Here is a 22,326-nt window from a genome sequence, read left to right as displayed (position 1 = left end):
GGGTGCGGCGCGCCGACGCGTTCAGGCAGGCGTCGGATCTTCCTGGGACTGCCAGTACCAGGACGGACGGTCCGCCGCGGTGCGGTGCACAGTGGTGTCATGGCGCCCGCGGAGTTCCGGCACCCGACGTTCGGGCGCAGGCAGTTCGAGCACAGGGCGTTCGAGTGCCTGGAGGCCAAGCAGGCGGCGGAGGCCGGGCAGACGGAGTTCGAGCAGACGGAGTTCGGGCGCACGGTGCGGCGCTGGCGCGACCGGGTCTCCCCGCAGGCGGCCGGGCTGCCCGCCGGTGGCCATCGGCGGGTGCCCGGGCTGCGCCGGGAGGAGCTTGCTCTGTTGGCCGGGATCTCGGTCGACTATGTCACCCGGCTGGAACAGGGCCGGGCGACCAACCCGTCGGAACAGGTCGTCGAGGCGTTGGGGCGGGCGTTGCGCGTGTCCGCGGCCGAGCGTGAGCATCTGTTCCGCGTCGCCGGGCTCGTGCCGCCGGGGAGGGGCACGGTGCCCGCCCACCTCACCCCGGGGGTGCAGCGGATGCTCGACCGGCTGACCGGGATCCCGGTGGCGGTCAGCGACGCGGCGTGGACGCTGCTGCTGGCCAATCCGCTGTACACGGCGTTGATGGGGCAGCGCCGTGGCAGCGAGCGCAACGCGGTGTGGCGCACCTTCCTCGGTCCGCCCAGCCGCGTGCGCCACACTCCGCAGTCTCAGGAAGACCTCGAGGTCTCGCAGGTCTGCGCGTTGCGGGCGGCGGCGCGCCGGTATCCGGCGGACCAGCGGCTTCGTCGGCTGGTCGCCGAGCTGCGCGCGCGCAGTGAGCGGTTCGCGCAGCTGTGGGATTCCGCTGCGGTGGGCCGGGCCGAGGCGGGGCGCAAGACCGTCGATCATCCGCAGGTGGGCGCCGTGACGCTGGACTGCGACGTGCTCAGCGTCGCGGGCAGTGACCTGCGCATCCTGGTCTACACGGCCGAGCCCGGCTCGCCCGACGCCGAACGTCTCGCGCTGCTCGCCGTCCTCGGCACCGAGATGCTTTCTCACCCGCAGGGCAGGGAAGAACCGCGCGGGGGCGGGGCGGTCGGCGGCGGCTCGGAAGTCGCCGGGAACGTAGGTGACGGGGCGGGAACGGGCGGAGATCGGCGGCTGCGTGCGGTGGGATAGCGTGCGGGCTGTGTTCGACTGGAGTCACAACGCCTACTACCATCGGCTGCTGCTGCGTCAGCTGCCGCAGCCAGGCAGACGGGTGCTGGACGTCGGCTGTGGCGCCGGGGCGTTCGCGGCCCGCCTCGCCGAGCGCAGCGAGCAGGTCGACGCCGTCGATCGCAGCGCGGACATGATCGAGCAGGCGAGGCGTCGCACCCCCGGCAACGTCCGTTGCGTTCTCGCCGATGTGCTGACCGATCCGCTGCCCGGCAAGGACTACGACGCGATCTTCTCGATCAGCGCCCTGCACCACATGCCACTGCAGGACGCACTCCCGGTGCTCGCGGCCGCCCTGCGGCCCGGCGGGGTCCTCGCCGCCGTCGCCCTGCCGCGCGTGGACCTGCGCCACGAACTACCGGTCGAGCTCGTCGCCGCGGTCGGACACCGCCTGCTGGGCGCGATGTTCTTCGCGACCAGGCTCCTGGGACGCGCAGGCCCGTTCGCGAAGGACCCGGCGCACGCGAGCATGCCCGTGGTCATGAACCCACCGCTGACCACCCGCCAGGCCGCCCGCGAGGCCGCCGCCGTGCTTCCCGGCGTGCGCGTCCGGCGGCTGCTGTTCTGGCGTTACCTCCTGACCTGGCACAAGCCGATCACCTCGGAGGGCTGACGAGCAGGGCTCGGTCACTGCTCAGGGCAGGGGGGTGAGCGCGTCCTGCAACGCTGCCCGCGCGCCGCGCAAGGTGAGACGGAGCTGGTCCGATGTACGGCGGACCTGGGCCAGCAGGAGGCCGCCGCGGCCAGGTGGGTCGAAGCGGCCCGGAGGCAGGTCGCGAAGTGCGGGTGGTCATGGCGTAGGCTCGGCCGCATCGGGGTAGAAACGTGTTCTGGTGCCGAGCGGACAGCCGGCCGCAGGCACGCGCGCACGCGGTAGTCGGACAATCCGCCACTCCTTCCGTCGAGGGAGTGCGTCGTGAAGGCAGTACAGTTCAGCCGGTTCGGTGGCCCGGAGGTCCTTGAGATCATCGATCTCCCCGATCCACGTCCCCGCGCCGCAGAGATACGCATCAGGGTCCGTGCCGCTGGCATCAACGCCGGCGACTGGAAGAAGCGTCAGGGCCTGTTGGACGAAGAACTGCCGCAGACCCTGGGCTACGAGGCTGCGGGCATCGTCGACGAGATCGGCGACGACGTCCGCGGCGTCGCGGTGGGCGACCGGGTCTTCGGAGCTTCACCGTACGGCGCCGCCCAGGCGGAGCTCACTGTGCTGTCCCACTGGGCCCCCATCCCGTCCTCGCTTGACTATGTGAGAGCAGCAGCGATCCCCGTCGCGGCCGAGACCGCAGCACGCTCGCTCGACCAGCTCGGCGTGACGGCGGGCAGCACCGTGCTCGTCAACGGGGCATCCGGCAGCGTCGGGAGTGCCGCCGTCCAGCTCGCGGTGCAGCGCGGCGCACGCGTCATTGGGACGGCCAGTCCAGGCATGCACGAAACCCTCCGCTCGCTTGGCGCCGAGCCGGTGGCATACGGCGAGGGGATGGGCGGACGAGTCCGGGCGATCACACCGTCGGGCGTCGATTGTGCGCTGGACGTCGCTGGCAGCGGTGTTCTTCCCGAACTCGTCGAGCTCGCGGGCGCACCCGAGCGTGTGATCACGGTCGCTGACTTCCTCGGCGCGCAGCGGACTGGCGTCCGCTTCAGCCGCGGCGACAGCGGCCGCGCCACCTACGCGTTGGGTCAGGTTGCTCGCATGGCCGAAGCGGGGCGATTCTCCATCAGGATCGGCCGGACCTTCCCGTTGGCCGAGGTGGCCCAGGCGCATCGGGTCGGTCAAGCTGGAACGGTGCGCGGCAAACTCGTGCTACTCGTGGACTGACCCGTCTTCGGGCGACGAGTCGCGCATAGCTTGGATGTTATCCTTATAATCGCTCCGGCTTGCTCCTCGGCTCTGGACACGGCATTCCCCGAGGACCCTTCGACAAGGGCCGAGAAGCGTTTGCAGCGCCTACCTCTCCGGCGGGCCTCCGGCACCGATGTCATCGGTGTTCTCCTCGGTAATCGAGACGAGCCCTGTCCGATCGACCCTCATGCTGCTCGAGTACGCGCCCATGGTCTGATCCGTCCATGTCCTTTCAACCCAGAAAGCCGGATAATTAGTGTTCCGATGGCCCCGGATGACCGCCGGACCCGAACGTCTCATGTTGGAGGGCTTTCTTGACCGCAACCGGCAGGCGCTCATCGACACCGCGCGAGGGCTGTCCGAGACCGATGCACGGCGGCGCCTGGTCGTCTCCCTGACCACACCGATCGGGCTGATCAAACACGCCGCCACCGCCGAGCGCATCTGGTTCCAACGCACCCTGCTCGGCCTGGACGAGTCCGCATGCGACGGCTACGCCACCGGTGACGACGGCAGTTTCGTCGTCGCCGACGGCGAAACGCTGGCCGACGTGATCGCCGAGTTCGAGCGTGCCAGCGAGCGTTCCCGCGTGATCGCCGCTGACTTCGAGCTCGACGACACCAAGGCGCACCCCCGCGCCGGTGATGTCAGCCTGCGGTTTGTCTACCTGCTCCTGATCGAGGATTTCGCCCGTCACGCCGGCCATGGTGACGTTCTCCGAGAACAGCTCACCGCCGCACGATAGGCGTTGGCAGGGTTGCGCACGATCTGGTTGCAACCAAGCGTCGATCCGGGTGGTCGTTCGTCGGGTGGGCGCCAGAGTTCGGCGGACGGCCCGGCGCCGGCGGCCCCGATGGTGTTCGTGGCCGCGGGCGCCGCGGATTGGTCGGTCGCCCCGCCTGCGGTGCGCGGGGTCGAGGGACCGCAGGGTCGTCGGGGGCGGGGGAAAGGCAGTCCGGGTCCAGGGGGCCGGGGGTCAGGCGGCGGTGAAGACCAGGGTGGCGTTGTGGCCGCCGAAGCCGAAGGCGTTGGCGACGGCGGCGTGGACGGTGTCGTGGCGGGCGGCGCCGGTGACCACGTCGAGTTTGATCGCCGGGTCGAGGCGGTCGAGGTTGCGCACGGGGGGGATCGCGCCGTCGCGCAGGGCGCAGATCGCCGCGATCGCGCCGATGGCGCCGGCGGCGCCGAGGGTGTGGCCGGTCATCGACTTCGTCGCGGTGACCGCCGGATGGGTGCCGATGGTGTCCGCGATCGCCTGGGCTTCGAGCGGGTCGCCGACCGGGGTGGAGGTGGCGTGGGCGTGCACGAGGCCGATGTCGGTGGGCACCAGGCCCGCCCGGGCCAGGGCGGTGCTGATGGCGCGGGACTGCCCGGCGGGGTCGGCGGTGACGATGTCGAGGGCGTCGGAGTTGACCGCGGCGCCGGCGGCGACGGCGTGCACCCGGGCGCCGCGGGCGGCGGCGAAGGACTGCCGTTCCAGCACGACGATGCCGGCGCCCTCGCCGAGGACGAAGCCGTCGCGGTCGGCGTCGAAGGGGCGGGAGGCGGCCTCGGGGTCGTCGTGGCGGGTCGACAGGGCCCTCATCTGCGCGAACGCGGCCAACGGCAGGTTGTCGATGGCGGCCTCGACGCCGCCGGCGACGACGACGTCGGCAAGGTCGTGCTGGATCATTTCCATGCCGACGGCGATCGCCTCGGCCCCGGAGGCGCAGGCGCTGATCGGCGTGCGGGCGCCGGCGCGGGCGCCGAGGTCGATGCTGACCCAGGCGGCCGGCCCGTTGGCCATCAGCATGATGATCGCGTGGGGGGACATCTTGCGAGCGTTGCCGGCTTCGACGATGCGGTGCTGGCTGAGGGTGGAGGCGACCCCGCCGTAGCCGGTGCCGATGACGACGGCGAGGCGCGTCGGGTCGACCTCGGGCCGGCCGGCGTGCGCCCAGGCCTCGCGGGCGGTGACGATCGCCATCTGCTCGCAGCGGTCGAGGCGGCGGCTTTCCTTGCGGGGCAGCGACGCGCCGGGGTCGACGGGCAGCGGGGCGGCCAGTCGCACGGGCAGGTCCGCCGCCCAGGCGTCGGTGAGGACGGTGATGCCGGAGCGGCCCGCGAGCAGCCCGCTCCACGTGGTGTCGAGGTCGCCTCCGAGCGGGGTCATCGCACCGATCCCCGTGACCACGATTGTGTCGTGCACCACCTTGTGTCCCCTTCCGTTGCCGTGGCGGCGCGGGACGGTCATGTCACCGTCCCACTGCCGTTGTTCGGGGTTCACCTTCGCAGCCGCGTCGCGGCGGGCCCAGCTCTGACGGCGCCGAGGTCAGCGGCCTGTCCTTGTGGCTTTCCCACAAAACACGACTGCGAGCCCCGGCGGTGTCGTGCGCAGGTTCCCGGCAGGGGCGAGCGGGACGGTGCCGGGTCGTGTTCGTCGTGGTAGTCGATCCATGCCACTCGGTGGCCGATGGTGTGTCACGGTGGTGGTCATGACGGTGCGGTGTTGGTTCATGACGGTGCGGTATTGGTCATGACGGTGCTGGGAGACGCGCTCGAAGCGATGGTCACGTCCACGGGCCGGTGGACCTCCCTGCGGGCCGAGTTGCACTGGCGGGTCGACGGCGAGGCGCGCAGCGCGGCGCAGAAGGCGACCCAGGCGGCCCTCGGACTACCCCCGGTGATTTTCCCGCCCGGCGCCCCCTGGCCGAGTGCGGCGGCCGGCGCGGTCGAGCAGCGCAGCGGTTCCCTGCTGGCCGCCCCGGACCTGCTGCGCATCGACTGGCATGACGGCGACGCGGTGACCGTGGTGCGGGGCGACCAGTGGCGGCGGCGTCGCGACGGTCAGGTGCAGGGTTCATACCCCGGCGAGCCTGGCAATCGGGCTGTCGCCCTGTGGATTTCCGAGCTTGTGCTGGTGCGGCCCTGGCAGGTGCTGGCCGCCCTGTCGATGTCCGTGCGCGGCGTGCAGGACCGTCAGGGGCGGCGGGCGACCTGGCTGCGCGGGGTGCTGCGCGAGCCGGGGGCACTGCGTCAGATCCACGGCCTTCCCGCGGGCGACGCCTACGACCTTGTCGTCGACGACGCCACCGGGCTGCTGGTGGAGCTGACTGCGTGGTCCGGCGAGCGGGAGGTCGAGCGGGCCACCCTGGGTCACCCGCAGGTCGACGGGCCGCTGGAGGCGGGCCGCTTCGAGCTGGACACCGTCGGTCCCGTCGAGGACTCCGAGCCGGCCTCGCCCGGCCGCCGGCCGCGGCGGCTGGCGGCACTGGCCGGTGAGGTGGACTTCACCCTGCTCAGTCCCCGCGACGAGGCCTACTTCGGCAGCGTCGATGCCGACGAGGACGGGATCGCGGTGATGGCGTACCCGTCCGGGGGACGCCCCCTGGACCGTCGCCTGTGGTTCGTCCAGTCCCGGGGGGCGAGGATGGCGGACCCGGCGCAGTGGGAGACGATCGTGTTGGCGGATGGCACCCCGGCGCGTTGGTGGTCGCCGGCCGCCGACCCCGAGCAGGGCCACCTTCGGTTCGAGCGCGCCGGCACCCAGGTCTGGATTCAGGGCCGCGACCACCAGGGCATCCACGACCTGGCCGCCGGCCTCGCACCGGTGCGGCCCTGAGCCGCACGGCGATCCTCGTGGTCTGCGCGCCGCGGGTGTTCCGCAGCGCCGCGATGTCAGGCCCGACCGCCGCTTTTTTCCTTTTCGGCTTCGGCGACGGCCAGGGGGGTCTGGTGGCGCTGGCGCCGCCAGGCGGAGATCAGCCGCCACATCCGTCCGGCGGTGAAGGCCCCGGCGAACATGAGCACGTAGACCAGCGGGGTCCAGGCCCCGCCGTCGGAGGTGTGCGTGCCGTCGAGATAGGTGAAGGTCCCGTCGCTGATCAGGTAGGGCACGCCGGTCCAGTGGAAGGTGCCGGTGGCATGCGGGGTGGTCGTGGTGATCCCGGCGTCGAAGGCGGCCCTGGTGGCGTAGTCGAGCAGCGTCATCACGGCCTCGACGAGGAAGATGGTGACGGCCGCGGCCGTCCAGGACGGCCGCCGGGACAGCTCGCCGTACTCGGCGGCGAGGTAGCCGGCCGCGAGGATGCGCAGATCGCCGAGCTGATCCACGGCGCGGCCGACCCCGACGTCCTCGGCCGCGGCCCGCAGGTTGTCGCGCAGTTCCCGCCGCCGGGCGATGCGGGATCGGCGCGGCAGGTCCTGCAACCGGGTGTCCATCGTCCACACGACGCGTTCGATGCGTAGCCGGTCGAGGGTTGCATGCGGCGTGGCCATCTCAGGTGTCCTCCGGTGAGGTGGGCGGGTCGGGGGGGCGTCGGACCAGCACGGGATGGACCACCGCGACCAGCGACAGCCAGCTTGTGGTGCCCTCCGCCAGGGCCCGGGTACCGGCCGCGGTCGGCCGGTAGTACTTGCGGGCCGGTCCGGATCGGGAGGCCACCAGGCGTGTCTGTACCCGGCCCTCGCGTTCCAGGCGTGCCAGGGCCGGGTACACGCTGCCCTCGCTGATGTCCGACAGTCCGAGTGCGCGCAGCCGCTGGACGATGTCGTAGCCGTAGGACTCGCGTTCGGCGAGCAGTCGTAGCAGCAGCAACGACAGGACGCCCTTGAGCAGCTGGGGATCATGCGTCGGCGCCATGGAGGAAAGCTAAGCCAGGTACCTGGCGATGTCAAGTAGTGGTGATGTCACGTAGTGGGTGCCGGTCGCTGCTGGTCAGTCGCTGCGGGCGGCCTCAGGGCCGGTGATGCGGCGCAGCATGGGCGCCATCCCGGACCCGCAGGGGCGCCCGGCCTGCCAGGCGCCCCTGGTCGATGTTCCAGCCGTGGTAGGCGGCCCGGGACTCGTGGGCAGGTGGCGGCAGAGGGTGGCGCGGCTCCTCGGCGACCTGGGCGACGGGCTGACCGGCGGCGACGGCGGCGGCCGCGGCGAGCCCGCCGGCGCAGCCGGACATTTCGCGGCCGGGGTCTGCTGCCCAGACCGTTCCTCCGGTGCGCCACGGCGGCGCAGCGCACCGTGCGGTGTGGCTGTGGTCGGTGGATCGTGGCGTCCTATCCTGTCCGGATGCAGGAATCCACGGCGGGTCACGGACGTCCGGCGCGCGGCTTCGAGCTGATCTGCGAGATCGAGCCGCCGACCCGACCGGACCTGACCCACGCCCGCCACCAGATCGGCGTCCTGAGCCCGGTCACCGACGCGTTCCTGATCCCCGACAACCACATCGGACGCGCGACGGTGTCGAGCATTGCCGTCGCCCACGAGGTGCAGGCGATGGGGGGCCGCAGCATCGCCTGCGTGAACTCCCGCGACCGTAACCTGCTGGGCTTTCGCCGCGACCTGCTCACCGCCGCGGCCTACGGCGTCGAGGAGTTCCTGTTCGTCCACGGCGACAAACCCACCGCCGGGAACCGGACCAGCGACCTGACCGTGCGCGCGATGATGGACGAGGCCCGCGCGGCCGGCGAGGATCCGGTCTTCGCGGACAGGCCGGCGTTCCGGGTCGGCGCCGCGGCCGGCCTACGTCCACTGCCCGCCTGGAAACGAGCGGCCGACTTCCTGTTCGTACAGGTCAGCTACTCGGTGGACGCCCTGCTGCGCTGGCGCGACGCCCATCCGGTCGACCTGCCGGTCTACGCCGGCGTGATGGTCCTCGCGAGCGCCGGGATGGCCCGCCGCCTCGCCACGACCATCCCCGACATCGACATCCCCGACGACCTCGTCGACGCGGTCGAACGGGACCAGGCGGCCGGGGTCGAAGCGGCCTGCGACCAGGTGCTCCGGCTGCGCGACAGCGGCGCCTTCGCCGGTGTGCACCTCGTTCCGGTCAGCCGCTACCGCCAGGTCGCCACCCGACTTGAGGACCTTCTCTGACCCCCCGGGCCGTTTCTCGCAGGTCGTTCTCAAGGTCCTGGTACCCCCTGCCGGATGGCGCGGCCGTAACCCCCCGCGCCTGGCTACCCGGTAGGAGAATCACGCCATGGCCGCCCTGCACGCCTTCCCCTTGGAGCCCACCCGGATCCATGTGTCCGACGACGTCCTCGACGACCTGCACGCCCGTCTGAGTCGGACCCGTCCGCCGCTGGACGAGGGCAACGAGGACTGGTCCTACGGCGTCCCGGACAGCTACCTGCGTGAGCTGGTCGCCTACTGGCGCGACGACTACGACTGGCGCAGGGCCGAGGCCGCCATCAACGCCCACGAGCACTACCAGGTGAGCGTCGCCGGGGTCCCGGTGCACTTCCTGCGCACACCCGGCCGCGGCCCCCGCCCGATCCCGTTGATCCTCACCCACGGCTGGCCGTGGACGTTCTGGCACTGGTCGAAGGTGATCGACCCGCTCGCCGACCCGGCCGCGTTCGGCGCCGACCCCGCCGACGCGTTCGACGTGATCGTGCCGTCCCTGCCCGGCTTCGGTTTCCCCGGCCCGCTCACCGGCTTTCCCGACGTCAACTTCTGGAAGGTCGCCGACCTCTGGCACACCCTGATGACCGAGACCCTGGGCTATGAGAAATACGCCGCCGGGGGCTGCGACATCGGCGCGATCGTCACCAGCCAGCTCGGCCACAAGTACCCGGGCGAGCTGTACGGCATCCACATCGGCTCCGGGTTGCCGCTGGACTTCTTCACCGGCCCCCGCGCCTGGGACCTCGCCCGCAACCGGCCCCTCACCGACGACCAGCCCGCCGACGTCCGCGCCCGGATCATCGAGCTGGACCGCCGCTCGGCGTCCCACCTCGCCGTGCACACCCTCGACGGCGCCACCCTGGCCCACGGGCTCGCCGACTCACCCGCCGGGCTGCTCGCCTGGCTGCTGGAACGCTGGAACGCCTGGAGTGACAACGGCGGCGACGTCGAGTCCGTCTTCGCCAGGGACGACCTGCTCACCCACGCCACGATCTACTGGGTGAACAACTCCATCGCCACGTCGATGCGGTACTACGCCAACGCCAACCGCTACCCCTGGGCCCCCGCCCACGACCGCACCCCGGTCGTGCAGGCCCCGGTCGGCCTCACCCTCGTCACCTACGAGAACCCGCCCGGCATCCACACCGCCGCCGAGCGCGTCCAGGCGTTCACGACCGGCCCGCAGGCCGACTGGTTCCACCACGTCAACGTCAACGCCCACGATCACGGCGGCCACTTCATCCCCTGGGAGAACCCCGACGCCTGGGTGGGCGACCTGCGCCGCACCTTCCACGGCCGCAGGCCCTGAACGTCCCCGCGGGCTCGTCTGGCGACGGGCCTGGGGGACGGGGCCTGGGGGACCGGGGCCGCCGGCCGGCTCGCCGCCTGCTGTTCCAGTCCCCTGGGTGGAAGGAACAGTCCGGTGCAGGCTCAGGTCTGCTGCGGGCGGCGGGCCAGCAGCTGTGCCTGTCGGCCTCGTTCTCCCTCTGCCGGCGGGCGCACCAGCTGGGCGACCTCGACCAGCCCCGCCTGCCCTGCCAGCTCGGTGAGATGGTCGGGTGGCCAGCGGTAGGCGCCGGTGACCCGGTGGTCGTAGGGGTGTACTCCGGCCGCGGGCTCGTCGGTGGCCAGGAAGCCGAGCAGCAGATGGCCGCCGGGTGCCAGGACGCGGTGGACCTCGGCGAGGATGGCGGGGATGTCGGCGGGTGGGGTGTGGATGAGCGAGTAGCGGCACACCGCGCCGCCAAGGACGCGGTCGGGCAGGTCCAGCGCGGTCATCGTGCCCACCTCGAAGCGCAGCTGGGGATGTGCGCGTCGAGCGACGGCGATCATCTCCGGCGACAGGTCCACCCCGAACACCGCCAGCCCCGAGCGGTGCAGGTGGGCCGTCGCGTAGCCGGGCCCGCAGCCAAGGTCCGCGACCGGGCCGGGCAGGGGGCGCACGAGGTCGGCGAACGCGCAGAGCAGCGCACGCTCCAACGGTTGGCGCTCGAGCACGTCGGCGAAACGCTCCGCGTACACCTCGGCCACGTCGTCATAGGCCGCCGCGACGGTCGCCAGATAGTTCGGGGCAGACTCGGTCATGGCCGATCACCCTAGGCCGTGCGCCACACGATCAGCCAGCGTGGGCGGGCACCGTTCACGATCACGATTTCCGGGCGACGCCGCCGTAGATGCCGACCTGGGCGTCGCGCAGGCAGGTGGGCCGGTCGTCGTCGGGCCGCCAGTGGTGGGCGAGGAGCAGGCCCGGTTCGACCAGCTCCAGTCCGTCGAACAGGCGCTCCACCTGGGTGCGGGTGCGGAGCTGGAACGGCAGACCACGCTTGCGGTAGGCAGCCGCGAACTCCTCGGCTTCCGGGTCGACGTCCCCGGTCCCGTGGGTGAGGACGAGATAGCTGCCCGACGGCAACGCCTCGACGAGGCGACGCACGATCGCGTGCGGATCCTCCTCGTCGGCGACGAAGTGGAGGATCGCGACGAGGGACAGGGCGACCGGCCGGGACAGGTCCAGGGTTGCGCGCAGCTCGGGTGAGTCGAGGATCGCGCCCGGGTCGCGGATGTCGGCGTCGATGTAGGCGGTCCGGCCCTGTGGCGTGCCGGTGAGCAGGGCGCGGGCGTGCGTGAGCACGATCGGGTCGTTGTCGGCGTAGACGACGCGGGCCTCGGAGACGATGCTCTGGGCCACCTCGTGCAGGTTCGGTGACGTCGGGATCCCCGTCCCGACGTCCAGGAACTGGCTGATCCCTGCCGCCGTGGCCAGGTAACGCGTCGCCCGCGTCATGAACGCACGGTTCTCCCGGGCGGTCACCCGCGCGTTGGGAAACGCGGCGATCGCCAGCTCGGCGGCCTCCCGGTCGGCCGGGAAGTTCTCCTTGCCGCCGAGGTAGTAGTCGTACATGCGCGCCGGGTGCGGCAGATCCGTCCGCAGCGTCCTGCCTGCCGAGCCCGTGTCCGCACCTCGGTCCGCCATCGCCCTGCCCCCTCACGTTCCTGCGACCAGATGGTCACCCTATCGGCAGGGAACGGGACGGGTCGGACGAATGGTCACGCATCGCCCCGCATCGGCTTCGGTTCCGTGTCGGGCGGAGGTCCACGGATCGGCGGCTGTCCGCCGCGGGTCGTGCGGGCCGGACAACACGCGGGGAATGCCGTCCTGCTCTACCGCCGGGTCGTGCGTGCCTAGCCTTGGGGGCCGCAGCGCCGAGTGGGTTCGTGCGCCGGTCCGATGGAGCACCGTGAACGCCGGTGTGCGCGGTGGCGGAGCCGTCTGGTTCGGCAACTCCGCCGTGAACGTCGGAACACTCGGCGGCACGCGGAGCTCCGCCACCGCCATCAACGACCGTGATCAGGTCGTGGGCGAGAGCACGCTGGCCGACGGTGACACCCACGCCTTCCTCTGGCAGCGGGGCCGCCTCACCGACCTCGACACCCTCGGCGGCCGCACCAGCCACGCCGTCGACATCAACAACAACGGTCAGATCGTCGGCACCAGCGACACCGCCGGCGGCGCCGAGCACGCCGTCCTCTGGGACCACGGCCGGCTCACCGACCTCGGCACCATCCGCACCGACACCACCAGCAGGGCCGTCGAGATCAACGACGCCGGCGAGGTCCTCGTCAGCAGCAGCGACGGCACCGCCACCCACGCCTTCCTCTGGCGCGGCGGGCGCCGTCAGGACCTCGGCGGCCTCGGCGGCGCCGACACGACACCGACGGCGTTGAACCACCGCGGCGAGGTCGCCGGCCGCGCCACCCTGCCCGACGGACGCACCCACGCCTTCCGCTGGTCCCGCGGCACGATCCTCGACCTCAGCGGCCCGGACGTGGTCGACAGCACCGCCACCGACCTCAACGCGACCGGGCTCGTCGTGGGAAGCGCCCGCACGGCCACCACCACCCCCCACGCGATCATCTGGCAGATCGGCCGGCCCTGACCGGGACCCGCCCCTGACCCGACCTGACCGCGCCCGGCTCCCTGCTGCGGGCGGGTCAGGGACCGTAGATGCGGGTGGGGGTGAGGAACACCGCGGTGCGACGCTGTTCGGCCATCACCCGGTCGTAGGTGTGCCAGTCGTCGTGGGTGCCGCCGGCGGCGAGGAACACCTCACGCAGCAGCAGTCGCAGCCGCACCGTGTCGACCCCGTCGCGCGGATCGTCGGGGCCGATGATCTCGGCGGTGCCCTCGACGGTCGCCCACCGCCAGCCCGAGCGCACGGTGGCGCTGGCCTGCGGGCGGGCCCGCAGGTGGGCGAGCTTGACCGCGCCGTAGGTCACGAACGCGACGACCTCGAGGTCGGTCAGCGGATGGCGCATGAACGCGATGTTGACGACGGATGCCTGGATGCCGCCGTCGTCGCGCAGCGTGGAGATGACGGCGAGTCCGCTTTCGGTGCGGCTGAGGGCGGCGGCGTCCTCGAAGCTGGTCACGGCTTGTTCGCCCTTCGTCGCGATGGCCTGGATCCGACCGTGCGGCCTCGTCACTGTCCGTCTTTGTGGTAACGATTTCCACCGTATAGCTCTGCCCGGGGTGACCGGTGTCGCTTGCCGGTCGCGGGGTGCGCGGTGCCGGTGGCGACGGCGGGCCAGATGTGCCGGTGCCTGCGACGACGTAGAAACATCCGGGTGGAAGGGTGCCCAGGGGGCGAGGTCGGGAGGCTGGGATGAGTGGTGTGCACGGCCCGATCGGTGGGGTGCCAGGCCCACGGGTGGTGTCGGTCAACGTGGGTCTACCCCGCGCCGTCCCCCGCAGCACCGGCAGCACCGGCGGTGACGGCGGCGGCGAGGTGATGACGGCGATCTGGAAGGCGCCGGTGGCCGGGCGGGTCGCGGTGCGCCGCGACAACCTCGACGGCGACCGCCAGGCCGACCTGGTCAACCACGGCGGTCCGGACAAGGCCGTCTACGCCTACACCGCGGAGGATCTCGCCTGGTGGGCGCAGGAGTTGGGCCGAGACGTGCCGGTGGGGGCGTTCGGGGAGAACCTGACCATCGCCGGGCTGGACGCGGCCGGCGTCGTCGTCGGCGAGCGGTGGTCGATCGGGTCGGCGCGGCTGCAGGTCGCCCAGCCGCGCATCCCGTGCTTCAAGCTGGGGATCCGGTTCGCCGATCGCAGCCTGCCGCGGCGGTTCGCCGCCGCCGGGCGGCCGGGGATCTACCTGCGGGTGCTGGTCGAGGGGGAGCTCGGCGCCGGCGACGCCATCGACGTCACGCCGGGTGCGCCGGCGGCGGTCGGGGTCAACGCGCTCGCCCGCGCCTACCACCGGCACGACGCCGGGCTGGCCGCGGCGGTGCTGGGCGCCCCCGACCTGCCGGCGTCCTGGTACGCCTGGGCCCGCGAGCGCACCGCGCCACGCCGGCGCGACGCGGCGCGCTGAGGTCGCAACGTTCATGGGAGGTTCACCGTCACGATCCGCATCACCGCGGCGTCGCAGGGGAACGTGTGATCCATGCCTCTGACTCTGATCACCGGGACCTACCGGGTGGTGGGCGCCTCCCCGGACGGCGACTCGGTCCGCTTCTACCCGCACAGCCCGCAGGCGTGGCGCCGGGCGGGCATCACGGTGAAGGCCAACCGGGCAGGTGGGGTGCAGCTTCGCCTGGACGCCATCGACGCGTTGGAAACGCACTACACCCCGCCGCACGGCCGGCAGTGGCATCAGCGGGCCGAGTTCGGCCGGGGCGCCGGTGACGCGCTGTTGCACGAACTGGGTTTCGCCGAGGTCACCCGCGATGCCGACGGCACCGTCACCGCCGCCTCCCCCACCCAGACCGACGGGTACATCCTGACCCGTTTCGCCGACAAGTACGGCCGGGCCGTGGCGATGGCGTTCGCCGGCGCGCCGCCGGCGGGTCAGACCGACGGCGCGGCGGTGTTCCTCGACGTCGACGGGCTGCACCGGTCGGTCAACCACCGGCTGCTGGCCGCCGGCTGGGTGTACCCGACGTTCTATTCGAAGCTCTACGTGGATCTGCGCGCCGATCTCGCCGCGACCACCGCCGCGGCGCGGCGCGCGGCCAGCGGCATCTGGAAACTCGACGCCACCACGGCCGGATTCACCGTCACCTCCCGCGCCCAGCTCACCGACGATCTGGTCATCCTGCCGAAGCTGTTCCGCCGGCTGGCGGAATATCTGGCCCTCGACGAGACCGGCGGGGTGGACCTGGCCGGTTTCGGGGATTTCCTCGCCGCCGGCGACGATGCGTTGTTCACCGTCCCCGCGGGCCATGCCACCGCCCTGGACACCCTGGTCCGGGTGCGGACCGATCCCGCCTCCGGGCAGGAGAAGGTCACCCTCACCGTCGCCCCGGAGCACATCGTCTTCCTCGAGGGCTGACACGGCACGGCCGCCCGCGAGCCGTCGCCGGTGTCCCTGCGACGGCTACGGCCGCCAGGACAGGTGCCGCATCGCCGGGTCCGGCCCGTCGGTCGGCGGCACCGGGGCGACGGCGGCGCCGCCGTACTCGATGCGCCAGGCCCGGGCCCGGGCGAACGCGTTCGCCTCGCGGACGGCCTCCAGCCGGGTCGGCCAGGTCCGCGCCTCGTCCGGGTTGTCGGTCAGCCGCCAGCCGAACACGTCGGCGACATAGCGATGCTCACCGTCCCAGGCGACCCCGATCCGCCACCGTGCGTCCTGCTCCACACCTGCCAGCACAGCACACCCACCCCCACCCTGTCGAACGTAAGTTCGATGCCGCGCTCCCGGGTCCCTCGCCGCGTCTGAGGATGATTGTGCGCAATGGCCCGCCGCGGTGCGACGGGCCCCCGTCATCCCTCGGGTTTACCCACGGGCAGGGGCGGACGATCGGGGCGGGCAGCCCTGTCGGGTCGAGGCCGGTAAACCCCTCGCGGTGGTGGTCGGGCCGGGCTACGGTCCGCGTCGCCGGAGTCGAACGAGACAGGTGAGTGCCATGGGTGTCCTGCGAGCGAACGTCCCGACGCCCTCATCCGGGTCGCCGACCACGCGGGTTTCCTGCCGCGGCGGCCCGGAGCACCATCACCATCTCCGGAGTCGCACATCATGGCTGGCACCTCCCGACGCCTGAGCATTCTCGTCCTCGGCGGCACCCGTTTCGTGGGCCGCGCCTTCGTCGAGGCCGCACTGGCCGACGACCACCGGGTGACCCTGTTCCACCGCGGTCAGACCAACCCCGGGCTGTTCGGCGCCGCCGAGACCGTCCTCGGCGACCGCACCGGCGATCTGTTCGCTCTCACCGGCCGCCGTTTCGACGTCGTCGTCGATGTCGCGGGCTACGACCCGCAGGTCGTGCGCCGCTCCGTCGACGCCCTGCAGAACCAGGTGGGCCGGTACGTCTACCTCTCCTCGGTGTCCGTCCTGGCCGACCAGAGCACCGCCCAGAACGAGGACGGCGACCTGCTCGTCCTCGATGACAACACGGCGCCCGAGAAGACCTACGGGGCACGGAAGGCGGCCTGCGAACGCCTGGTCCAGGACGCCTTCGGGGCGCGGGCGCTGCTCGTCCGCCCCGGCATGATCGTCGGACCGCATGATCCGACGGACCGCTTCGCCTACTGGCCGCGCCGGTTCGCCCGCGGCGGGCGCATCCTGCTGCCCGGCGACCCGAGTGACCTCGCCCAGTTCATCGACGTGCGCGACCTGGCCGACTGGATCCTGCGGTCGGTGACCTCGGGGCTGGGCGGGGTGTTCAACGTGACCGGCCGCCCCCTGCCGTTCGGCGCGTTCTTCGACGCCTGCCAGGCCCTCGTCTCCACCCCGGCCCCAGCGGCCGCCCCGGCCGCCCCACCGGCCATCCTGGCCCCACCGGCGACGGTGGTCTGGGTGTCCAGCGAGCGGCTGATCGCCGCCGGGGTCGACCCGTGGATGGGCGTTCCCCTGTGGATCGCCGCCCCCGGGTGCGAGGCGGTCAACCGGATCGACGTCTCGCGGGCGACGGCCGCCGGACTGACGACCCGCCCCCTCGCCCGGACCCTGGCCGACACCCTCGCCTGGGACACCGCCCGCGGCGGCCCCCCGGACGGCCACGAGGGTCTCACCGAGCAGGAGGAACACAGACTCCTGGGCACGCCCGCGGTACCCGGTCGGGGGCCGCGGTCACAGCAGGTCGGCCAGGCGGCTCACGGCGAGCACGGATAGCGGCGGGCTCGTGCAGTCGAAAGCGGTCCGGCCCGCAGTCACCGCCCATGACTCCGGGCCGGACCGCCTTGAGCGTGACGGCGAGTCGAGGCATCGGTGGCTGAACATCAGCTGCCGCCTCGCATCTGCCTGTCCAGCAGGGCCCGGAAGGTGCCCGGGGGCCGACCGGTGAGACGGTGGACGGTGTCGGTGATGCGGTCCTCCGCCCCTGCGGCGATGGCACGGTCCATGCCGGCCAGCATGGCGGCGAACTCCACCGGGACCTGCGCCGTGAGGCGATCGCGCAGCTGCTGGTAGGACAGCCGGCGGTGGACGACGCACCGGCCGGTGACCTCGGTGATGATCGCGGCGATGTCGTCGTGGCCGAGCGTCTCGGGTCCGGTGAGGACGAGATCGGTGTTGGGGGCCTGCTCGTCGGTCAGGGCGCGGACGGCCACGGCCGCGATGTCCTCGGCGTCGACGAAGCCGACCCGGCCGATGTCGGTGGCGGTCCAGATGATGCCCTCGTCGCGGATGCTGCGAGCGTGCGCGTGCGTGCCGGTGAAGTTCTGCATGAACCACGAGGGCCGCAGTACCGCCCACTGTGCGAACAGATCGGGCAGGGCCCGGTGCACGGTTCCCACCGCCGGGCCGCCCTCGGGGATGGCTGAGGAGCTCAGCAGCACCGCGCGGTGCACGCCGGCGGTGCGGGCCTGACGCAGGAACGGCAGCATGATCGGCGCAGGGTCGGAGTCGCCCACGGGCGGGATGAGGTAGACGCGGTCGACGCCGTCGAGAGCGGCTGGGTGCGAGGCGGGGTCGTACCAGTCGAAGGGGACCGGCTCGACCCCGGCGACCCCGGCGACCCCGGTGGCCTGACGGCTGGCGGCTTTGACGCGGTGGCCCGCGGCCGTCAGCTGCGCGGCGGTGCGGCTGCCGGTGGTACCGGTGGCGCCGATGACCAGAGTGGTGGTGGTCGTGGTGTTGGTGGTGTTGGTGGTCATCGGCTGCTGGCGGTGAAGTCGGTGCCGGGCTCGAGGACGGCCAGGGGGTTCCAGTAGTCGCGGTAGGAGGTGATGTGACCCTCGTGTGCGGTCACGACGGCGATGTAGGTCATGTCGAAGGGAGCGTCGGTCTCCACCAGGCGGCCGACGCCGCGCATCTCGACCACGATGGTCTGCGGATCGGTGGTCTGGTGGATCCGCAGGTCGGGGAAGTCGTGCAGATCGATGTGGTCGGGGTAGTGGCGCATGTAGGCGGCGACGGCCTGCTTTCCCTCCAGCCGCTGGGGCCAGCCGCTGGGAGCGAAGGGGAACTCCATGAGGCCGTCCTCGGCCCACAGGGCGACCCACGCGGGCATGTTCTTGTCGAGCAGCAGTCGCAGGCTGTGGCGGTAGAGATCCGCCGCACAGGTCGGTGCGGACATGGGTGTCCTCCAGCTCTAGAATCCGGACTCTGAGTCCGTTTCGACGATACGGACCATGGGTCCGGTTTGCAACTGGAGGAGCGGCATGCCCGAGCACAGGTCCCGCAAAGACGCCTCCCGTAACCGGCAGGCCGTGCTCGCCGCCGCCGACGCCCTCTTCGCCCGCCGTGCAAGTCCCGCTGACGTCACCATGGCCGACGTCGCTTCGGCGGCCGGCGTCGGCAAGGGCACGCTCTTCCGGGCCTTCGGCGATCGCGCCGGGCTGCTCCGCGCGCTGTACGAGGCACGGCTCGAACCGATCAGACAGGCCGTCGAGGCCGGCCCACCGCCCCTGGGGCCCACGACCCCACCGCAGGATCGTGTGCCCGCCCTGCTCGACGCCCTGCTGTGCTTCAAACTCGACAACCGGCGCCTCGCGCTGGCCCTGGAGGAAAGCGGCAGCAGCAGCCCGTACCAGGCGGAGCACTACCAGCGGTGGCACAGCACGCTGCACGCCGTACTGGAGCAGATCCCCGGCCTGACCGACAGCGGCTTCACCGCCCACGCCCTGCTCGCCGCCACCCGAGCCGACCTCGTCGAGCACCTGGCCGGCGAGGAGCGCCTTGCACGGGAGGGAATGCGGGCACAGCTGGCGACCTTCATCACCAGAGTCCTGGCCTGCGGTCCACGGCCGGGGTGGACCGCCGAGGCGTGATCGAGGATCGGCGCGCGCCGACGTCGCCGCCCTCCAGGCCAACGCGATCCGGCGGCCCTCGTCCGTCTCTTCCGGGTGCCTGCCGCCGCCGTCAACGGGGTCGCCGAGGCGGGATCCCGGGTCAGACCTCGGTTCGCTCCCACGCCGGGGACACCGGCGGCAGCGCGGGACCGTCGCTGCGCCACGCCACCAGGAAGGTGGCCACGAGCCGTGGCCACGCCTCGGTGGCCGTCGCGGCGTCGGCGGCGAGCAGGCCGTTGACCGCGCGGAAAAGCATGAGCAGGTCGCTGCAGTGCAGGTCCGGGCGCACCACCTTGGCGTCGAGCGCGTTCTGCACGATGGCCTGCAGGTCCCGGTAGGTCCGGTCGAGGTCCTCGCGCAACGCGGGGGTGCCCAGCCGGGGTGAGGAGAGGACCTCGGCGAAGGCACGATCGGCGATCTGGCGTTCCACCACGAAGTGGGTGTACGACGTCAGGGCCCCCCACGGGTCCTGGTGGGACCGGGCCCGTTCTGTCTCGGTCCGGGCGGCGTACTCGGCCAGCTGCCGGCCGAGGACGTCCGCGGCGAGCTCGTCTCTGCTGCCGAAGCGCCGGTAGAGCGTCGCGCTGCCGACTCCGGCCTCGGCGGCCACGTCGTCCAGTGACACCGACAGGCCGTTCTTGGCCAGCAGCCGCGCCGCGGCGGCCAGAATCGCGGACCGGTTGCGTTCGGCGTCGGCGCGCAACGGCCTGTTCGGGCTGCCGCCCTCAGGAGTCACGCGTCCAGCGTAACCCAACCGGACGATCTTCCCCACTTCGTGGTAGCTTCCTATCTGGGGGAAGTCCCCCACATAGCTGGGGAGCGAGATGAGCACGAGATGAGCACTGTGCGCGTCGACATGTGGACCGACCTCGGCTGCCCGTGGGGCTACGTGGGGCGTCGTCGCCTGGAGCTCGGGTTCGAGCAGGCGAACCTGGACGCCACGTTGGACCTGAGGCTGCACGCGTTCGAGCTGGACCCGGGTACCCGGACCACGCCGATCTCCATCCCGCAGATCTTCGTGAAGAAGCACGGCGGCACCATCGAGGACGCCATCGCTGCGGAAAGTCGGGTCGCCAGCCTGGCGAAGGAGGTGGGCCTGCCCTTCACGATCGACCGGCTCGCGGCCAACACCCACGACGTCCTGCGCGTCCTGCAGCTCGCCACGAACCAGGGGCTGGCAGCGTCCTGGTTCGCCCAGCTCCAGCGCGGCTATTTCGGCGCAACCATCAACCCGTTCGATCCCGCGGAGCTGACCAGGTCGGCCGTGGCCGGCGGCATGGACGCCGACGAGGTGTCGGACGTGCTGGCCGGCACCCGCTTCTCCGCCGAGGTGGCACGCGACCGCGACGACGCACTCGACCGGGGGGCGACCGGCGTGCCCTACCTGGTCATCGACAACCGTGTCGCGTTGTCCGGCATCGCGACGGTCACCGACTACGCCCGCGCCTTCACCGCACTGACCGCGCGGGTCTGACCACCCAGGTCCGACCATCCGCCTCCGTGCAGCGCCGCCAGGCCAGGCGCGCAGGGTGGCGGCGGCCTCGGGGCGGGGAACGTGCAGCAGCGCGGCGTTGGACCACAGGCCGTGCAAGGCCCGCGTTTGCCGGAGGGGGGTTCGTCCTCCTCAGCTCCTCCTCGACGGGCACCCGGTGCCACGCCCTATCTCGGTGCCTGGAAGCCGCCGATCTTCTGCTCGAGCAGTTCGGCCAGCCGCAGCGGGGTGCGGTCCTCGAACATCGGACCGATGAGCTGCACGCCCACCGGCAGGCCCGCGGGGGACCGGCCCGCGGGTATCGCGGTGGCCGGCAGGCCCGCCAGGGTGGCCAGGCCGGCCCAGACGAGCTGGTCGAAGTACGGGTACTCGACGCCGTCGATGTCGATCCGGCGTTCCCGCGGATCGGGGTGGTGGTCGTGACCGAACGCGGGTGTCGGCGTGATCGGGCACACCACGGCGTCGAACTCGGCGAACAGCTGCCGCCAGCCGTGGCGGTGCAGTTCGCGACGGTTGTTCGCCTCGATCCAGTCGCGGTGGCTGAACACCATGGCGCGCAGCCGCGCCGCGTCGAGACTGCGGTCGTCTGCGCTCAGTCCGGCGGCGCGGGTCCGCAGCTGCTCGTACGCCTCGACGGGAAAACGCGCGACGGAGCCCGAGAACAGCAGCTGCGTGTAGAGCGTCGCGGCGTCGGTCAGGTCGGGCAGCAGGGGACTGTGCCGTTCGACGCGGGCGCCGCCGTTGACCAGCGCGTCGGCGACCCGGTGCACCCCCGCCCGCACGGCGGACCCGGTCGCCAGCAGCGGGTGCTCCTCGAGGACCAGGACCCGGAAGTCGGCGAGGCGCTCGTGGCGCGCGGGCGGCAGCGTCACGTGGTGCGCGACGCCGAACGTCAGTGGGTCCGGTCCGGCCATGACGTCGAGCAGGAGGCTGAGGTCACCGGCGGTGCGCGCCATCGGGCCGACGACGGCGAGGTCGAGGTCGGTCGGCAGTGCCGGTGCCGATGGCGCGACCATGCCGCGGGTTGCCGCCAGTCCGAGTGTCGGCTTGTGCGCGTAGACGCCGCAGAAATGCGCGGGGGTGCGCAGCGAACCGGCGAGGTCGGAGCCGATGGACAGCGCGCCGAATCCGGACGCCAGGGCCGCGGCCGATCCGCCGGAGGAGCCGCCCGGCGTGCGATCGTGATCCCATGGGTTGTTGGTGGTGCCGTAGATCTCGTTGAAGGTCTGGATGTCCTGCAGGCCCACGGGCACGTTGGTCTTGGCGAGCACCACCGCGCCGGCGGCCCTGAGCCGCGACACCTGCACCGCGTCCTCGGCCGGCAGGTAGTTCGCGTGCTGCGGCATGCCCCAGGTCGTGGGCAGCCCGGCGATGTTGTAGGACTCCTTGACCGTCACCGGAATACCGAGCAGCGGCCGGACCTCGCCGCGGGCGCGCGCCTGGTCGGCACCGCGCGCGGCGGCCCGCGCACGGTCGAAGTCCGGCACACAGATCGCGTTGATCATCTTGTCGTCGCGCTCGATGCGGGCAATCGCCTCGTCGGTCAGTTCCACCGAGGTCACCGCGCCGGCATGCAACGCGGCCGCCGACTCTTCGGCCGTCCGAAGACTCCACTCCATGAATGCGACGCTACCGACCCCTGCAGGAGGCCATGAAATGCCGCTTCGCGCAACGGGACA

General features: G+C 72.1%; 25 protein-coding genes. 13 read left to right on the top strand and 12 right to left on the bottom strand.

Annotated elements, in window-relative coordinates:
• Positions 1–99 precede the first annotated feature (99 nt).
• The 4 genes from ND748_RS01820 to ND748_RS01805 all read left to right on the top strand — a co-directional run bounded on the left by ND748_RS01820 (position 100) and on the right by ND748_RS01805 (position 3,782).
• Positions 100–1,155, top strand: a complete 1,056-nt coding sequence (locus tag ND748_RS01820; RefSeq protein WP_251743609.1) for a helix-turn-helix transcriptional regulator — start codon at positions 100–102, stop codon at positions 1,153–1,155.
• 10 nt (positions 1,156–1,165) lie between these two features.
• Entirely contained in the window at positions 1,166–1,807 is a 642-nt protein-coding gene (locus ND748_RS01815; protein WP_374215822.1) for a class I SAM-dependent methyltransferase, read from the top strand.
• Between the two features lie 303 nt (positions 1,808–2,110).
• A complete protein-coding gene (locus tag ND748_RS01810) occupies positions 2,111–3,013 on the top strand; it encodes an NADP-dependent oxidoreductase (RefSeq protein WP_251743606.1) in 903 nt (300 codons plus the stop codon).
• A gap of 280 nt (positions 3,014–3,293) precedes the next feature.
• Positions 3,294–3,782, top strand: a complete 489-nt coding sequence (locus ND748_RS01805) for a DinB family protein (RefSeq protein ID WP_308205569.1) — start codon at positions 3,294–3,296, stop codon at positions 3,780–3,782.
• A gap of 231 nt (positions 3,783–4,013) precedes the next feature.
• On the opposite strand, the gene ND748_RS01800 is transcribed toward ND748_RS01805, so the two are convergent.
• Positions 4,014–5,270: a beta-ketoacyl synthase gene (locus tag ND748_RS01800; RefSeq protein ID WP_285901458.1), complete on the bottom strand. Its 1,257-nt coding sequence runs from the start codon at positions 5,268–5,270 to the stop codon at positions 4,014–4,016.
• 282 nt (positions 5,271–5,552) lie between these two features.
• Here ND748_RS01800 and ND748_RS01795 point away from each other — a divergent pair, with 282 nt between their 5' ends.
• The gene (locus ND748_RS01795; RefSeq protein WP_251743601.1) at positions 5,553–6,638 is read left to right on the top strand and encodes a hypothetical protein; all 1,086 of its coding nucleotides are present in this window, start codon (positions 5,553–5,555) and stop codon (positions 6,636–6,638) included.
• A 56-nt stretch (positions 6,639–6,694) separates the two neighbouring features.
• Here the strand turns inward: ND748_RS01795 and ND748_RS01790 are convergent, their stop codons facing one another.
• From ND748_RS01790 to ND748_RS01780, 3 genes are all read right to left on the bottom strand, one after another.
• A complete protein-coding gene (locus tag ND748_RS01790; protein ID WP_251743599.1) occupies positions 6,695–7,294 on the bottom strand; it encodes a hypothetical protein in 600 nt (199 codons plus the stop codon).
• Between the two features lies 1 nt (position 7,295).
• Entirely contained in the window at positions 7,296–7,658 is a 363-nt protein-coding gene (locus ND748_RS01785) for a PadR family transcriptional regulator (RefSeq protein WP_251743598.1), read from the bottom strand.
• Positions 7,659–7,752: 94 nt separating this feature from the next.
• Entirely contained in the window at positions 7,753–7,971 is a 219-nt protein-coding gene (locus ND748_RS01780; protein WP_251743596.1) for a hypothetical protein, read from the bottom strand.
• A 110-nt stretch (positions 7,972–8,081) separates the two neighbouring features.
• Here ND748_RS01780 and ND748_RS01775 point away from each other — a divergent pair, with 110 nt between their 5' ends.
• Positions 8,082–8,888: a methylenetetrahydrofolate reductase gene (locus tag ND748_RS01775; protein ID WP_251743633.1), complete on the top strand. Its 807-nt coding sequence runs from the start codon at positions 8,082–8,084 to the stop codon at positions 8,886–8,888.
• A gap of 106 nt (positions 8,889–8,994) precedes the next feature.
• Positions 8,995–10,230 (top strand): epoxide hydrolase family protein, encoded by a 1,236-nt coding sequence (locus tag ND748_RS01770; protein WP_251743594.1) that lies wholly within the window; start codon positions 8,995–8,997, stop codon positions 10,228–10,230.
• A gap of 122 nt (positions 10,231–10,352) precedes the next feature.
• Here the strand turns inward: ND748_RS01770 and ND748_RS01765 are convergent, their stop codons facing one another.
• Entirely contained in the window at positions 10,353–11,006 is a 654-nt protein-coding gene (locus tag ND748_RS01765) for a class I SAM-dependent methyltransferase (protein ID WP_251743592.1), read from the bottom strand.
• A gap of 61 nt (positions 11,007–11,067) precedes the next feature.
• On the bottom strand, positions 11,068–11,892 hold the full coding sequence (locus tag ND748_RS01760) for an SAM-dependent methyltransferase (RefSeq protein ID WP_251743591.1): 825 nt from the start codon (positions 11,890–11,892) through the stop codon (positions 11,068–11,070).
• Positions 11,893–12,157: 265 nt separating this feature from the next.
• Between ND748_RS01760 and ND748_RS01755 the strand changes: the two genes are divergently transcribed.
• Complete coding sequence (locus ND748_RS01755) at positions 12,158–12,856, top strand: hypothetical protein (protein ID WP_251743588.1); 699 nt, start codon at positions 12,158–12,160, stop codon at positions 12,854–12,856.
• A gap of 55 nt (positions 12,857–12,911) precedes the next feature.
• Here the strand turns inward: ND748_RS01755 and ND748_RS01750 are convergent, their stop codons facing one another.
• Positions 12,912–13,349 (bottom strand): TIGR03618 family F420-dependent PPOX class oxidoreductase, encoded by a 438-nt coding sequence (locus tag ND748_RS01750; protein ID WP_251743632.1) that lies wholly within the window; start codon positions 13,347–13,349, stop codon positions 12,912–12,914.
• Between the two features lie 233 nt (positions 13,350–13,582).
• Between ND748_RS01750 and ND748_RS01745 the strand changes: the two genes are divergently transcribed.
• Both ND748_RS01745 and ND748_RS01740 read left to right on the top strand, forming a co-directional pair.
• A complete protein-coding gene (locus tag ND748_RS01745) occupies positions 13,583–14,296 on the top strand; it encodes an MOSC domain-containing protein (protein ID WP_251743587.1) in 714 nt (237 codons plus the stop codon).
• Positions 14,297–14,368: 72 nt separating this feature from the next.
• The gene (locus ND748_RS01740; RefSeq protein WP_251743584.1) at positions 14,369–15,256 is read left to right on the top strand and encodes a nuclease; all 888 of its coding nucleotides are present in this window, start codon (positions 14,369–14,371) and stop codon (positions 15,254–15,256) included.
• A gap of 45 nt (positions 15,257–15,301) precedes the next feature.
• Here ND748_RS01740 and ND748_RS01735 read toward each other — a convergent pair whose 3' ends face one another.
• A complete protein-coding gene (locus ND748_RS01735; protein WP_251743583.1) occupies positions 15,302–15,574 on the bottom strand; it encodes a streptomycin-6-phosphate phosphatase in 273 nt (90 codons plus the stop codon).
• A 366-nt stretch (positions 15,575–15,940) separates the two neighbouring features.
• Between ND748_RS01735 and ND748_RS01730 the strand changes: the two genes are divergently transcribed.
• The gene (locus ND748_RS01730; protein WP_251743581.1) at positions 15,941–17,035 is read left to right on the top strand and encodes an NAD-dependent epimerase/dehydratase family protein; all 1,095 of its coding nucleotides are present in this window, start codon (positions 15,941–15,943) and stop codon (positions 17,033–17,035) included.
• A gap of 107 nt (positions 17,036–17,142) precedes the next feature.
• Here the strand turns inward: ND748_RS01730 and ND748_RS01725 are convergent, their stop codons facing one another.
• Both ND748_RS01725 and ND748_RS01720 read right to left on the bottom strand, forming a co-directional pair.
• A complete protein-coding gene (locus ND748_RS01725; RefSeq protein WP_251743579.1) occupies positions 17,143–18,018 on the bottom strand; it encodes an NAD(P)H-binding protein in 876 nt (291 codons plus the stop codon).
• Positions 18,015–18,440, bottom strand: a complete 426-nt coding sequence (locus ND748_RS01720) for a nuclear transport factor 2 family protein (RefSeq protein ID WP_251743577.1) — start codon at positions 18,438–18,440, stop codon at positions 18,015–18,017. The genes ND748_RS01725 and ND748_RS01720 overlap by 4 nt, the downstream gene beginning before the upstream one ends.
• A gap of 85 nt (positions 18,441–18,525) precedes the next feature.
• Here ND748_RS01720 and ND748_RS01715 point away from each other — a divergent pair, with 85 nt between their 5' ends.
• On the top strand, positions 18,526–19,134 hold the full coding sequence (locus ND748_RS01715) for a TetR/AcrR family transcriptional regulator (RefSeq protein WP_251743575.1): 609 nt from the start codon (positions 18,526–18,528) through the stop codon (positions 19,132–19,134).
• A gap of 121 nt (positions 19,135–19,255) precedes the next feature.
• Here ND748_RS01715 and ND748_RS01710 read toward each other — a convergent pair whose 3' ends face one another.
• Positions 19,256–19,987, bottom strand: coding sequence for a TetR/AcrR family transcriptional regulator (locus tag ND748_RS01710; protein ID WP_251743574.1), 732 nt, complete (start codon positions 19,985–19,987; stop codon positions 19,256–19,258).
• Positions 19,988–19,990: 3 nt separating this feature from the next.
• Between ND748_RS01710 and ND748_RS01705 the strand changes: the two genes are divergently transcribed.
• The gene (locus ND748_RS01705) at positions 19,991–20,629 is read left to right on the top strand and encodes a DsbA family protein (RefSeq protein WP_251743572.1); all 639 of its coding nucleotides are present in this window, start codon (positions 19,991–19,993) and stop codon (positions 20,627–20,629) included.
• 185 nt (positions 20,630–20,814) lie between these two features.
• On the opposite strand, the gene ND748_RS01700 is transcribed toward ND748_RS01705, so the two are convergent.
• Positions 20,815–22,266: an amidase gene (locus ND748_RS01700; protein WP_251743570.1), complete on the bottom strand. Its 1,452-nt coding sequence runs from the start codon at positions 22,264–22,266 to the stop codon at positions 20,815–20,817.
• Between the last annotated feature and the right edge of the window lie 60 nt (positions 22,267–22,326).

It is taken from the genome of Frankia sp. AiPs1 (assembly GCF_023716945.1).
Taxonomy (GTDB): Bacteria; Actinomycetota; Actinomycetes; order Frankiales; family Frankiaceae; genus Frankia.
Note: the sequence above shows the minus strand (reverse complement) of the source record. Positions and strands in the feature narration are given on the sequence as shown.